Origin of the sequence: Beijerinckia sp. L45, from assembly GCF_009765775.1 — a bacterium.
Classification (GTDB): Bacteria; Pseudomonadota; Alphaproteobacteria; order Rhizobiales; family Beijerinckiaceae; genus RH-AL1.
In genome coordinates, this window is sequence record NZ_LMUU01000079.1 from 16,577 (window position 1) to 29,896 (window position 13,320).

The 13,320-nt window shown below is 64.3% G+C and carries 13 protein-coding genes; 2 read left to right on the forward strand and 11 right to left on the reverse strand.

Annotation, left to right across the window (positions count from 1 at the left end; all coding sequences use genetic code 11):
- Together GSQ79_RS29410 and GSQ79_RS08505 are read left to right on the forward strand one after the other, a co-directional pair.
- Positions 1-268: TRAM domain-containing protein (locus GSQ79_RS29410; RefSeq protein ID WP_246725204.1), on the forward strand; the 268-nt coding region annotated here is incomplete at its 5' end.
- Between the two features lie 186 nt (positions 269-454).
- A complete protein-coding gene (locus GSQ79_RS08505) occupies positions 455-1,237 on the forward strand; it encodes an outer membrane protein (protein ID WP_158808289.1) in 783 nt (260 codons plus the stop codon).
- An 83-nt stretch (positions 1,238-1,320) separates the two neighbouring features.
- Here GSQ79_RS08505 and GSQ79_RS08510 read toward each other — a convergent pair whose 3' ends face one another.
- From GSQ79_RS08510 to GSQ79_RS08560, 11 genes are all read right to left on the reverse strand, one after another.
- Positions 1,321-2,298 (reverse strand): quinone oxidoreductase, encoded by a 978-nt coding sequence (locus tag GSQ79_RS08510; RefSeq protein WP_256379005.1) that lies wholly within the window; start codon positions 2,296-2,298, stop codon positions 1,321-1,323.
- Between the two features lie 27 nt (positions 2,299-2,325).
- On the reverse strand, positions 2,326-2,805 hold the full coding sequence (gene fabZ / locus GSQ79_RS08515) for a 3-hydroxyacyl-ACP dehydratase FabZ (protein ID WP_158808290.1): 480 nt from the start codon (positions 2,803-2,805) through the stop codon (positions 2,326-2,328).
- Positions 2,806-2,905: 100 nt separating this feature from the next.
- Positions 2,906-3,733 carry a UDP-3-O-(3-hydroxymyristoyl)glucosamine N-acyltransferase gene (locus GSQ79_RS08520; protein WP_158808291.1) on the reverse strand — a complete coding sequence of 276 codons (828 nt, stop codon included), beginning with the start codon at positions 3,731-3,733 and terminating at the stop codon, positions 2,906-2,908.
- A 139-nt stretch (positions 3,734-3,872) separates the two neighbouring features.
- Positions 3,873-6,359 carry an outer membrane protein assembly factor BamA gene (bamA, locus tag GSQ79_RS08525; RefSeq protein WP_158808292.1) on the reverse strand — a complete coding sequence of 829 codons (2,487 nt, stop codon included), beginning with the start codon at positions 6,357-6,359 and terminating at the stop codon, positions 3,873-3,875.
- 489 nt (positions 6,360-6,848) lie between these two features.
- Positions 6,849-7,985: an RIP metalloprotease gene (locus tag GSQ79_RS08530; RefSeq protein WP_158808293.1), complete on the reverse strand. Its 1,137-nt coding sequence runs from the start codon at positions 7,983-7,985 to the stop codon at positions 6,849-6,851.
- Between the two features lie 139 nt (positions 7,986-8,124).
- Positions 8,125-9,327, reverse strand: a complete 1,203-nt coding sequence (gene dxr, locus GSQ79_RS08535) for a 1-deoxy-D-xylulose-5-phosphate reductoisomerase (protein ID WP_174243176.1) — start codon at positions 9,325-9,327, stop codon at positions 8,125-8,127.
- Positions 9,328-9,347: 20 nt separating this feature from the next.
- The gene (locus GSQ79_RS08540; protein WP_158808295.1) at positions 9,348-10,214 is read right to left on the reverse strand and encodes a phosphatidate cytidylyltransferase; all 867 of its coding nucleotides are present in this window, start codon (positions 10,212-10,214) and stop codon (positions 9,348-9,350) included.
- 31 nt (positions 10,215-10,245) lie between these two features.
- Entirely contained in the window at positions 10,246-11,073 is an 828-nt protein-coding gene (locus GSQ79_RS08545) for an isoprenyl transferase (RefSeq protein ID WP_158808296.1), read from the reverse strand.
- 56 nt (positions 11,074-11,129) lie between these two features.
- A complete protein-coding gene (gene frr / locus GSQ79_RS08550) occupies positions 11,130-11,690 on the reverse strand; it encodes a ribosome recycling factor (protein WP_158808297.1) in 561 nt (186 codons plus the stop codon).
- Positions 11,691-11,810: 120 nt separating this feature from the next.
- Positions 11,811-12,539 (reverse strand): UMP kinase, encoded by a 729-nt coding sequence (gene pyrH, locus GSQ79_RS08555; protein WP_158808298.1) that lies wholly within the window; start codon positions 12,537-12,539, stop codon positions 11,811-11,813.
- A 274-nt stretch (positions 12,540-12,813) separates the two neighbouring features.
- On the reverse strand, positions 12,814-13,320 hold a 507-nt coding region (locus tag GSQ79_RS08560; RefSeq protein WP_158808299.1), incomplete at its 5' end, for a DUF1236 domain-containing protein.

The window sequence follows — 13,320 nt, forward strand, 5'->3', positions numbered from 1 at the left end:
GGACATCCAGGAAAGCCGCTATCGCCGCTTCATGGAGCACCAGCAAATCATCAGCGCGCGCAAGCTCGCCACGAAGGTCGGCCAGCGCCTTGCCGTGATCGTCGATCAGGGCGGCAGGGATGCCGGTGAAGGACGGACCAAGGGCGACGCGCCCGAAATCGACGGCAAGGTACACATCACCGGCCGGCGCCCGATTCGCACTGGCGAAATTGTCACAGTCAAGATCAATCGTTCCGATCGCTACGATTTGTTCGGTACGCTCGTCTGATGACAAGCTTTTGAAACAGTAAAAGCAAATAGAGCAGTTTGATTCGCCGCGCCGACGCTTCGGTAACGATTATGATACACCTCGTCGGCTAAATGGCGTCACGGAGCTCGGGTCAGCCTTTCAGGTTTGCGTAGCCGGGTCTTTCGTTTATCTACGGTGTCGCTGCTTCTTTGAAAGGAAAAGCTTGTGATCAATAAAATCCTCTTGTCGACAGTGGCTGTTGTCGCTCTCGCCGGGACCGCCTTTGCTGCCGATCTTCCGTCGCGTCGCGCTCCCCCGGTGTACGCACCCCCGCCGCCGATCCCGGTCTTCACCTGGACGGGCGTCTATGTCGGTGGCCAGGTCGGCTACGCGTTCAACCGTGACAGCTCCTTCGCCAGCGCAACCGGGACCGGTGCAGGCTTGGCCTCGACGAGCGCCAAGGAAAACGGCATCATCGGTGGCGCCCACATCGGCTATAACTTCTCGACGCAGTCCCTGCCGCTCGGCGGCTTCCTCGGCGCTGGCGGCGTGTTCGGTGTCGAAGGCGACGTCGACGGCACCTCGGCCAAGGGCAACTACGGCCTCGGCGGCATCGCGGTCTCGACCCGCGACAACATCCAGGGCTCGATCCGCGGCCGTCTCGGCTTCGCGGTCGATCGCACCCTGTTCTACGCAACCGGCGGTGCGGCCTTCGGTGGTCTGCAGAGCAACTACATCAACACGATCACCGGTGCGAACTCCTCGCTCAGCCACACCCGCGTCGGTTACACCGTCGGCGGCGGCGTGGAATACGCGATCACCAACAACTGGTCGCTGCGCGCCGAATATCGCTACACCGACTTCGGTCACTACACCGATGTCCCGGCCTCGCTCGGCGGCGGCGTTGCCGTCCGTCATCACGAGACCGACAACCGCGTCCAGGCTGGCTTCAGCTACAAGTTCGACACCTTCGCACCGCTCGCGACCCCGGTCGTCGCGCGTTACTGAGATCGTCTGAGCCCTTACGGAAAAACCCGGCCTCGCGGCCGGGTTTTTTTTATTGTCTGAACATAATCGGCGCCGATCGGCGTTCAGAGCGTCAGCACCGTCGAGCCCGTCGTCTCGCGGTTTTCCAGCGAACGATGGACGGCGACGACGTCATCGAGCGGCGCCGTCGCGTGCAACGGCACGTGCACCGCGCCGCTGGCGACCACTCGCAGCAGATCCCGCGCCATCTTGGCGAGGTCGGCCGGTGCGCGAATATGATCGTCGAGGGTCGGGCGCGTTGCGAAAAGCGAACCTTTCTTCGCCAACAGGCCGAGGTCGAAGCCTTCGATGGCGCCCGAGGCCGACCCGAAGCTGACGAACATGCCGCGCGGCCGCAGGCAGTCGAGCGATGCCGGAAAGGTCGTCTTGCCGACGCCGTCGTAGACCACGTCGCACAGCTTGCCCTTGGTGATCGCCTTCACCCGCGCGACGACGTCCTCGTCACGATAGAGAATGACTTTCGCGGCGCCGGCCTGTTTCGCCAGTTTCGCCTTCTCCGGCGTTCCCGCCGTGCCGATCACGGTCGCGCCCAAGGCCTTCGCCCATTGGCAGAGGATCAAGCCGACCCCGCCCGCGGCGGCCTGGACCAGGACCGTGTCGCCGGCTTTCACCTTGAACGTCTGCCGCAGCAGGTATTGCGCGGTCAGTCCCTTGAGCATCATCGCAGCCGCCGTGTCGTAGCTGATGCTTTTCGGCAGCTTGACCAGACGGTCTGCGGCGACGACGCGGGCCTCGGCATAACAGCCGAGCATGGCGATATAGGCGACGCGGTCGCCGACCTTGAAATCCTTGACTCCCTTGCCGAGTTCGACGATCTCGCCGGCGGCTTCGCGGCCCGGGACGAACGGCATCACCGCCGGCTTGTAATGCCCGTTGCGGAAATAAACGTCGACGAAGTTGACGCCGGCCGCGTGGTTGCGGACGAGAACCTCGCCACGACCGGGCGAAGCGAGCTCGACCGCCTCGATCTGCATGACCTCGGGACCACCGAATGCGTGGACGCGAACAGCTTTGGTGAGCACATCAGCCTCTTAGTCGTTGGAGAGCCTTCAGGCCGTTGGCGTGTCGACCAGCATCGCCGAGAACTCGGCTTCGCAGACGCATTGCCCGTCGACCAGGGCGCGACCCTTGAACCACCACATGTTGCGGCGGCGGTTGGTGCGCTCGATGTGGAATTCGACGCGGTCGCCCGGGACCACGGGCTTGCGGAACTTCGCCTTGTCGATCGTCATGAAATAGATCAGCGGCGGTGGGGCATCAGGCGCGCGCTCCTGCGCCTGGATGCAGAACGCGCCGGCCGTCTGCGCCATGCCTTCGATGAGCAGCACGCCAGGCATCACGGGATGGCCGGGGAAGTGGCCCATGAACTGCGGCTCGTTCATCGTCACGTTCTTGATGCCGATGCAGGATTGGTCGCCGTGGGCCTCGATGATGCGGTCGACGAGGAGAAACGGATAGCGGTGCGGCAGGCACTTCAGGATGTCGTGGATATCGAACGACCGTACCGGGGTTTTGACAGTTTCATCCATGCTCATTCTCTAGGTCGTGCCGCTGCGCGGAGGAAGCCGCTGGATACATGCTTCTCCGGGACAGCGCGAGACCTATCGATCGGCGTCGCGGCTTGTCCGATCACGCTTGGGCTATGGATCGGGTGACGCGCAGATCGGCATAGCGCGGGATCATGCGGTCGCGCTCGATGTGGACGAGGTTGTCGATCCGGCTGCCCTCGCCGATGATCGTATCCGCCAGGCCGCCCCGGTCGATCGTCGCGTTGGCGCCGATTTCGACGCCGTCCTGGATGATGACCCGGCCGAGCCCGATGATCGCGGCGCGGCGATCCCTGTCCGCAGCCGCCCATCCGTCCTGCCCGATCCGCGCCCCGGGATGGATGACGACGGCGTTGCCGATCAGGGCATGGGCGATCGTCACCTGGGAGCCGATCGCGCAGTTGCGCCCGATGCGGACATGCGGACCGATGACGCTGTTGGCGCCGACGATCGTCCCCGATCCGATCTCGGCCTTCGGCCCGATGATCACGCCGGGATCGACCGTCACATCGGCCTCGAGCCGCGCGTCGGAATGGACGAAGGCCGCAGGACTGATTCCGCGCGTGGCGAACATCGACGCCGGCGGGCCGGCGGTGGGATGGAAGGCGCCGACCACCTGGGCGAAGGCATGATGCGGCACCGCCGTCACCAGTGCGATGGTGCTTGTCGGCAGATGCTGCGCCTGGTCCGGCGTGACGAAGCAGGCTCCCGCGCGCGTTCGCGACAGCGCCGCGACGGACGCATCGTCATCGGCCCGCGCGATCGTCCGCGGTCCCGCCGCGTCGAACGCCGTCACGTCCTGGAAAAGCTGGTCGCGGTCAGCGCCGGACGACGGGACCGCGGCCGTCAGCGCGACCACCTGGGCGAGCGTCAAAATCGTCGCCGGTGCGAAGAACAGCGGATCACTCACAAGGTCACTCCGATCCGGGACACCCCGCCGTCGCCAAGGCGAGCGCAACGCGACGGCTTGTATCTGACGTCCAAAAGGAAAGGGGAGAGCCTAGGCCCTCCCCTTCCACCATCATTGCTGTATCGCGGCCCTGTGTCGATCAGAACGTCGCGCCGCCGGAGAAGCGGAAGAACTGCGTCTGGTCGTTCGCGTCCTTGGTGATCGCCTTCGCAAAGTCGAAGCGGATCGGGCCCAGGGGCGACTGCCAGATGATCGAGGCACCGACCGACGAACGGATCTTCGTCGTATCGCCACCGACGACGAGGAAGTTGCCCTGCCCGAAGGTCGGCGCCGAGAAGGCAGCGATACGACCCTGGCCATTCGAGAAGTCGGTCTGGCCGTGGTAGCCGAACAGAGTACCGGCGTCGGCGAAGAGCGCGCCCTTGATCCCCAGATCGCGAGGAATACCCCAGATCGGGAACTGCGTTTCGGCCGAGGCGCCGAAGTATTCCGTACCACCGAGCGGATTGCCCGCCGGGTCGCCGGAGCCGATGTCGCGCGGGCCGATACCGCTCGGGGCGAAGCCGCGGACCAGCGTCGGCCCGAGGTTGAAGTTGTCGACGATGCGCAACTGATTGCCGCCGTAGGCGCGCAGGTCACCACCCTGGAGATGGATGATGCCGACGATCTGGTCGTAGACCTCGTGATAGTAGCGGATGTCGCCGGTGGTGCGGACGTACTTGCTGTCGCCGCCGGCGCCAGCAATGTCCTGCCGAAGCTCGGCAAGGATGCCGGACGTCGGGTTCTTGTTGTTGTCGATGGTATTGTAGGAGAGCGTGTAACCGAAGCTCGAGGTGACGGTGACGCCGTTGTTGAGCGCCGCAGCCTGCTTCAGCGCGATCGAGGCTTCACCGTTGGTCAAGCAATTGTAGGTCGGCGACGCGGCGCCGGTGCCGAAGTTCTGGATGAGACTTCCGTCCGCATTTGCGGGCGAAGGCGTCGTCCCGAAGACCGGCGAGTTACAATCGTTGTACGGGTTTTCCGCAGTGTTCGGGATCGAGATCTGCGACCGGTAGATCGAGTAGCGCGGCGAGAACGTCACTTCGTCGGTGACCGGCACGCCGAGGCGCAGCGTACCGCCGGTGACGAAGTTGTCGTAGTACGAGTACTGCGAGATATCGGTCTTCTTGGCGAACAGATCGAAGCCGGCGGCCAGACGCTGATCGAGAAAGTACGGCTCGGTGAAGTTGAACTCGATGCCGCGGGTCCGCTGGCCGAGGGTCAGCGCGGTGCGGACATACTGGCCACGACCGAGGAAGTTGGTCTCGGTGACCGCGAGTTCGGCGATGATGCCGTCGGTGGTGGAGTAGCCACCCGACACCGAGAGCGACCCGGTGGGCTGATCCTCGACGTCGACCACGACGACCACGCGATCGGCGGAAGAACCGGCCTCGTTGGTGATCTTGACCTTCTTGAAGAAGCCGAGACCGTTCAGCCGACGCTCGGCCTTGTCGATCAGCACCTTGTTGTAGGCGTCGCCTTCGCCGATCTCGAACTCGCGACGGATGACGTAGTCACGCGTGCGGGTGTTGCCCTTGATGACGATGCGCTCGATGTAGACGCGCGGGCCGTCCTCGACGGTGAAGACGATGGCAACGGTGCGGGTGGCCGGGTCGCGGTCGCCGCGTGGCTTGACCTGCGAGAAGGCGTAGCCGCGGCGATTGACCTCGCGGGTCATCGCTTCGACGGTCTTTTCGACGAGGTCGCCGTTATAGACGTCGCCGTTATGGAAGCGGACCATCGGCAGCAGGCTGTCGTTGGGAAGCGCCGCATTGTGCGAGTCGACCGTGACGCTGCCGACGATGTACTGCGGGCCTTCTTCGACCGTGATGGTGATGATGTAGCCGCCCTGCGCCGCATCGAAGCGGGCGTCGGACCCGACGACGCGGAAGTCGGCGTAGCCGTTCTTCAGATAAAAACGACGGATGAGCTCGAGATCGGTGCCGATCTTCTCGGGATCGTAGACGTCCGACGACTTGAAGAAGGAGAGGTAGTTCATCTCCGTCGTGTTCATCAGGTCGCGCAGCTTGCCACCGGAATAGACGGTGTTGCCGACGAAGTTAATGGTCTTGACGCCTGTCTTGTCGCCTTCGTTGATCGTGAACACGACGTCGAGACGGCCATTGGGCAGGTCGACGGTGCGCGAGGTGACGGAGGCCGCGGCGCGGCCGGACCGGCGATAGACGTCCTTGATGCGCTCGATGTCGGCGTTGACGATCGATGTAGAATAAGGACCGCGCGACTTCGACGTGATCTCGCTCTGCAGCTGCTCGGCCTTGACCTTGCTGTTGCCCTCGAACGCGACGCGATTGATGATCTTGTTCTCGTTGACGGTGATGACCACGCCCTTGCCGGCACGGCTGACACGCACATCGGAGAACAGACCCGTGGCGTAGAGATCCTTCACACCCTGGTTCACGGCGGTGTTGTCCGAACCCGTGAAGTACGACCGAATGGTTTCGCTATCGACCCGGCTGTTGCCGCGTACTGTCACCTGGGCGAACGCCGCCGGGAGAAAGGCCAGAAGCGACAGCAGAACGGTCGCAGCAAATGCAAACCGGTGGATGTGACCCTTGAAACGAAGCATTATTGGTCCGGCCCCCGCATCGCATTTAAATCGACCCGAAGGCCGACGACTGAACAGTACGCATTCAGACTTGCGTTAAACAAACGAGATGGGTGGCTCCCCGCAGTAGCCACCATCCCTTACTGCTCTCGCTTCTACAGGCTTTGCTAGAGGCTGCAAATGCACGAAGCCGCGTTGTCGGCATTTTAAGCGCGCCGTGGCGAGCAAGACACGCTTTAACGTAAGAATAGGGTTAACAGGAATAGTTAACCCCTTCTCAACACTCGTCTTTTCCGACTGCCTAAAATGCCCTGCTTATCGCGTCCGCAGGGAATATCGCACGCGGCACAGCAAGAAACGATTGGCGCCACAATCTAGCCGCGAAAGGACGGACTCACGTCACGATCGGTCAAGAAGTCCCAGGCGAACTAGGCGCTTCCGGCCGAAGCCGGCGGCCGCCGATCAATGGTCCCGGCGTAACCGGCGACGCATTCTCGGGAGCGCAAAAGCTCAGTGAACGACCTGCCGCACGAGACGGGAGATGTCGTTGTAGGCGGCAAAGATCGTCAGGCACGCCACGAAGGTGAGGCCGATGCGGAAACCGAACTGCTGCGTCCTGTCGCCGAGCGCCCTGCCCCGTACCGCCTCGTAGACGTAGAACAGCAGGTGCCCGCCATCGAGCAAGGGAATCGGCACAAGGTTGAGAAGACCGATCGACACCGAAAGAATCGCCGCCAGATTGAGCAAGGCTCCGAAGCCGAGCTTGGCCATTTCGCCGGAAACCTCGGCGATGCGGATCGGCCCGGAGATCTGGTCGGCCGATTCGCGTCCCATCACCACGCCGCGGAGGTAATTGCCGGTGGTGGTGACGATGAACCAGGTCTCGGCCGTGCCCATCTGTACCGAATCGACGACGCCGTAGGTTTCCTTGTGCCAGCTGGTCTTCGTGTTGGCCGCCTCGACCCCAAGGATCCCGACCGTCGTATCACCGAACCGGGTCTTCAGGACCTCGCGACGCGGCGTCGCGTTGAGGGTCACGTCGCCGCCGGGGCGCCGCACGACGAAGGTCAGCGGGCCGGCCGTCGTCTGCACGACGCGCTGCATGTCCTCGAAGCTTCTGATCGGCCGGCCATCGATCGAGACGATCAGGTCGTCGGGCTGGAAGCCGGCTTCCGCCGCCGCGCTCGCAGGCCGGACCTTGCCGACCTGTGGGCTCAGGACGTCGCGGCCGTTGACGTAGAGCAGGCCCGTGAACAGCACGATCGCGAGGATGAAGTTCGCGACGGGCCCCGCCAAGACGATCGCCGCCCGCTTCCAGACCGGCTGGCCGAAGAAGGTAACGGCCTTTTCGGACTCCGGCATGACCGCGACGGCATTTTCGTCGGTCATCGATGCGCCGTTGGCGTCACCGTGAAACTTGACGTAGCCGCCAAGCGGCAGAGCCGCGAGCCGCCAGCGAGTGCCCTTGCGGTCGACGTAGTGCAGGAGCTCCGGGCCGAAACCGAGCGAGAAGGCATCGACCTTCACGCCGCACCAGCGCCCGACCAAGAAGTGCCCGAGTTCATGGAAGAAGACGACGAGCGTCAGGACGAAAAGGAACGGAATGATGTAGGTGAAGACTGAAAAGAGATGCGTCAATGCCGCCACACGTGCCTCCTAGAAGCGCGCTTTCACGCCCAAAACTGCCAGCGCCACAAAGGACGACAGCGATCCAGTCGCCGCGCCGGCCTTTGTCCGTCATAAATGCTGGCTTAACACTTCGTTAAAATCGCGGCGCCGTCGAGTGTCAGAGGGCGGCGAGCGCTCTTTCTCTCACAAAATGGTTAAGCGCCAGCGCTTCGCCGATCGTGGCCGGTTCCTGCGCGGTCCCATCCGCCAGGGCCGCTTCACACGCTTCTTCGACAAGACGCGCTATGTCATGGAAAGAAATGAGCTTTTTAATAAAAGCGTCGACAAAGACCTCGTTGGCCGCGTTCATGATCGTCGGAAGGCCCTGCCCGGTCTTGAGGGCCGCAAGCGCGACGCGCAGCGCCGGAAACCGATCGTAGTCCGGTCTTTCGAACGTCAATTGGCCGATCGCGGCAAGATCGAGGCGGCGCGCCGCCGTCTTCATGCGCTCGGGATAGGACAGGCAGTGGGCGATCGGCACCTTCATGTCCGGCGCCGCGAGGCCGGCCGTCACCGAGCCATCGGCAAAGGAGACCAGGCCATGGACGATCGACTGGGCGTGGACGAGGACATCCAGACGCTCGGCTTCGATGCCGAATAGATAATGCGCCTCAATAATTTCCAGGCCCTTGTTCATCAGGCCGGCGGAATCGATCGTGACCTTCGGACCCATCGCCCAGTTCGGATGGGCCAAGGCCTGCTCGGGCGTGGCCGCGGCGATCGCCTCGCGCGTCCAGGTGCGAAACGGGCCGCCCGACGCCGTCAGCGTCATCATCTCGATCGAAGCGGGATCCGCGTCGCCAAGCGCCTGGAAGATGGCGTTATGCTCGCTGTCGACCGGCAACAGGCGCGTCCCCGACAGCGCCGCCTGGCTCATGAACGCCGAGCCGGCACAGACAAGACATTCCTTGTTGGCGAGCGCGATCGTCCGCCCGGCCTCGAGGGCGGCGAAGGTCGGCTCGACGCCTGCGGTCCCGGCGATCGCCCCCATCACGATGTCGCTGGGATGCAAGGCCGCCTCGATGACCGCCTCGGGACCGGCCGCCGCCTTGATCCCGGTGCCGGACAACGCCTCTTTCAACGCCGCGTAGCCTTTGGGGTCGGCAATCGCGGCGAAGGAAGCGCCGAGACGCTTCGCCATCGCGGCCAGGGCCAAGGCATCGCGGCCGCCGGCAATCGCCGCGACCTTGAATGCCTCCGGCGCCGCACAAAGAATCTCAGCCGTCGACTGGCCGATCGACCCTGTCGCGCCGAGAACGACGATGGTGCGTGGAGCCCGCGTGCGGGAACCGGCGGAAGAAAAACCGACAACTTGATCCATGCTGGTATCCATACGCACGTTCAGGCCCAGTAGAAAAGGCCACCGGCGATCGATGGCACGTTGCGGATCAGGCCGACGGCCAAGGCAAAGATGGATGCCGCGACGAACCCGTCGAGGCGGTCCATGATCCCGCCATGCCCCGGAATCAGGCGGCTGGAATCCTTGACGCCAAAATGCCGCTTGATGCCGGATTCCAGCGCATCGCCGGCCTGGGAAAGCGCGGCGGTCGCGAAGCTCAGCAGCAGGATCGGTCCGACGGCCCAGGGTTCGGGCAGGCCGCGAAGGGCAACGTAGCTGCCGATCAGGCCGCCGGCGATCACCCCGGTCATCGTCCCGGACCAGGTTTTCGAGGGCGAGATCCGCGGCCATAGCTTAGGGCCGCCGATCAGCCGACCACCGAAATAGGCGAAACAATCGGTCGCCCAGACCGTGGCGAACAGCCATACGATCGAGCGCGCACCGAACGGGAAGGATTCGCGCAGCGAGGCGACGGCCACCAGCAGCAGCCCCGCGTAGAGCATGCCACCGGCAGCCCAGACCCGTTTGCCGGACCCGGCGAGAGCCGCCATGGCCGCCGCCCCGACGACGACGATGAGGATCGCCAGCATCGCGTCGAGACGGCTGGCGTAGAGGGCGGCAAAAGCCAGCACGACGCTGCCGATCGAAACCCGGGCGAAAAGCATCGTTCCGCCGATCAGGCGCTGCCATTCCCAGAGAATCGCGACCGACGCGGCAAGCCAGAACAGGACGAACAGGGCGCCACCCTTGTGGGTCGTCGCAAGGGCCAGGATCACCATCACCACGGCGGATGCCGTGCGTGTGCCAAGATCGCTCCACCGCCGCGATCCAGTCATCGCAGCGGGAGTCGTTTCGCCGGAGGCACTCATGGCGGCTACCGCAGACCGCGGGTCGCGGCGGTCACGACCCGGCCCTGACGGCCACGCGCGGAGCGGAGACGCCGCCGAACCGGCGGTCGCGCGCCGCGTATTCCGCCAATGCCGCAGCGAAGGCGGCCCGGTCGAAGTCGGGCCAGAGCACCGGCAGGAACACGAACTCGCTGTAGGCGGCCTGCCACAGCAGAAAATTCGAGAGCCGCTGCTCGCCCGATGTCCGGATGATGAGATCGGGATCGGGAATGTCGGAGGTGTCGAGATGCTGCGACAGCATCCGCTCGTCGATCTCGCTCTCCTTGATCGTGCCCGTAGCGACCTTGTGCGCGATCTCGCGTACCGCGGCGGCGATCTCCTGGCGTCCGCCGTAGTTGAAGGCGACGACGAGGGTGACGCCCTGGTTGAGGCGCGTCATGGCCTCGGCCTCGTCGAGCAGGCCGCGGATGTCCGGTTGGAGATTGTCGCGGTGGCCGATCACTTTCACCCGGACGCCGACCTTGTGCAGGTCGATCAGGTCCTTGCGGATGAAGCGCTTGAGCAGCCCCATCAGGTCCTGGATCTCCTCGAAGGGGCGGCTCCAGTTCTCGGACGAGAAACTATAGACGGTGAGGTAGCCGAGCTTGAACTCGATCGCGGTGCGCACGGCACCGCGCAAGGCTTCGAGGCCGCGGCGATGGCCCTCGATCCGCGGCAGACCGCGCGCCGAAGCCCAGCGGCCATTGCCATCCATGATCAGCGCGACGTGAGACGGAAGCCCGGGGGACGCACCGCTATCGGCCGCCACGGTCGGCTCATTCACCACCAGATCCGTCGCGGAAGCGCGCCCACTTGTCTCGTCCTCTAGAATATAGGGCATCGCCCGTCCTGGTTGTCGCAAGCGCCAAGCGCGATCCGCAGCTTAGCGCGTCCCGGCTAGATCTGCATGATTTCCTGTTCCTTGATAGACAAGGTTTGATCGATATCCCCGATGACCTGATCGGTGGCCTTCTGAACATCCACGGCGTGACGCTTTTCGTCGTCCTCGCTGATGCTCTTATCCTTAAGGAGCTTTTTCAAGGTGTCGATACCATCGCGCCGCACGTGGCGGACGGAAACCTTGGCTTCCTCGGTGTAGCGGTGCGCCACCTTGACCATTTCCTTGCGCCGCTGCTCGTTGAGCTCCGGGATGCGGATGCGAAGGACCATGCCCTCCACGGTCGGCGACAGGCCGAGGCTCGACTCGCGAATGGCTTTCTCGACGGCGCTGACCATGCCCTTGTCCCAGACCTGGACGGAGAGCATGCGGGCTTCGGGCACGCTGATCGTCGCAACCTGGTTGATCGGCATCGACTGGCCGTAGGCGACCACGTTGATCGGCTCGAGCAGGCTGGCGGTTGCACGGCCGGTGCGCAGGCCGCCGAGTTCGTGCCTCAGGGTCGTGACAGCACCCTGCATGCGGCGTTTGAGGTCGGCAAGATCGAACGTGTCACTCATCGGAGAACCTTCTGGCGATAACGCAGCCGTACGCGGGATGCGGGATCCCGTCATGATGAATCGGGCGGGGGTTTGTAGCAACGACGCGCGAACATCGTCAAAGGGCAGCGAAGACGACAGTCACGGCATGACGAGAGTCGCCGTTCCCTTGCCTTCGAGCGCGTCGCAGATGGCGCCGTCGCTTCGGATGGAAAAGACGATAATCGGGATCTTGTTCTCACGCGCGAGGGCGAAAGCCGCCGTGTCCATCACCGCGAGGTTCCGCGCGATCGCCTCGTCGTGGGTTAGCGTATCGTAGCGTGTCGCGTCCGGATTATATTTGGGATCGGCGGAATAGACGCCGTCGACCTGGGTCGCCTTGAGAATCGCGTCGCAGGACAGCTCGCACCCGCGAAGCGCGGCGCCCGTATCCGTGGTGAAGAATGGATTGCCGGTGCCACCGGCGAGAATGACGATGCGCTGCTTGCCGAGATGATGCAGCGCCGCCTGGCGCGAATAAGGCTCGCACAGCGAAGGCATCGGCACGGCCGAAAGAACGCGGGCGGACTGGCCGGCCTTCTCGATCGCGTATTCCAGGGCCAGCGCATTCATGACCGTGGCGAGCATGCCGATCGAGTCGGCGCGGGCGCGCTCGATGCCCTTGTCGGCGCCCTGGATGCCGCGAAAGAAGTTGCCGCCGCCGACGACGACCGCGACTTCGACGCCGAGCGATGCGGCGCGGGCCAGATCCCGGGCGATCTTATCGACGACAGCGGGATCGAGACCATGACTCTGGTCGCCCTGCAGGGCTTCGCCCGACAGCTTTACGACGACACGGCGCCATTTCGGTTTCGATCCGTCGTCCGTCATGCCGTCTAGACCTCGCACGGGGACGACAAGGCCTCATGCCGTCACGCCGCGCCCGGCTTAGGCTGTTTGCGTCGACCGTTCAAGCAACAGCCGCGGCGGATCCCCGCGCTGGAGCGACGACGGTTACCGAAAAAGCTCGGCAAAGTTTTGATGTTTCTACGAAATCCGGATTTAGCCCGGTGTCGCCTTGCGCTGTCGCATCTCGACGCAAAAAAGCCTCCCGCAATGAGCGGGAGGCTCGTTTTGTGCCCGAGACGTGATCTTCGGCGTCGGATCAATCCTCGATGATGTCGACGATGCGCCGTGTGCCGGGCTCGAGGATGATGATCTCGTTGTCGACGAGGATGTAATCGTAGCCCTCGTACTCCGGCACAATCTCGATCAGCTCCGGCGGCAACGGGTAGAAATGGTAGTGATCCGGGATGATCGTACCGGCACGAACGGCGAAATCCGCGCCATGGATCGCCTCGACATGGTGGCTGCGGATCGCCCCCTTGAATTTGGTCCGCTGATCGCCGCTGAGGTTGGCGTGGCCGCCATGCCCGGCGGCGCCCGCTGCTGCCGGCGCATTGCCGCCCGGCCGTCCCTCCTTTGCAGGCTGGCCGCCTTCGGCGCGCTGAGGCTTTTCGGCGCCAGGCGCCGCCTTTTCAGCGGCAGGGGCCGCCTTCTCCGCCCCTGGTCCGGTCTTGGCAGCACCCGGGCCGCCGGCCCCGTGCTCGCCGCCGGCGCCCGGCGCCTCGCGGTCGGCGCCACCGGCGCCCGGGCTCATGCCGCCGGGGGC

Coding starts and splice junctions, on each gene's coding strand:
- GSQ79_RS08545 (WP_158808296.1), bottom strand. CDS start 11,073: ATGCCCTATATTCTAGAGGACGAGACAAGTGGGCGCGCTTCCGCGACG.
- fabZ (WP_158808290.1), bottom strand. CDS start 2,805: ATGGATGAAACTGTCAAAACCCCGGTACGGTCGTTCGATATCCACGAC.
- GSQ79_RS08540 (WP_158808295.1), bottom strand. CDS start 10,214: ATGAGTGCCTCCGGCGAAACGACTCCCGCTGCGATGACTGGATCGCGG.
- dxr (WP_174243176.1), bottom strand. CDS start 9,327: ATGGATCAAGTTGTCGGTTTTTCTTCCGCCGGTTCCCGCACGCGGGCT.
- bamA (WP_158808292.1), bottom strand. CDS start 6,359: ATGCTTCGTTTCAAGGGTCACATCCACCGGTTTGCATTTGCTGCGACC.
- pyrH (WP_158808298.1), bottom strand. CDS start 12,539: ATGACGGACGACGGATCGAAACCGAAATGGCGCCGTGTCGTCGTAAAG.
- frr (WP_158808297.1), bottom strand. CDS start 11,690: ATGAGTGACACGTTCGATCTTGCCGACCTCAAACGCCGCATGCAGGGT.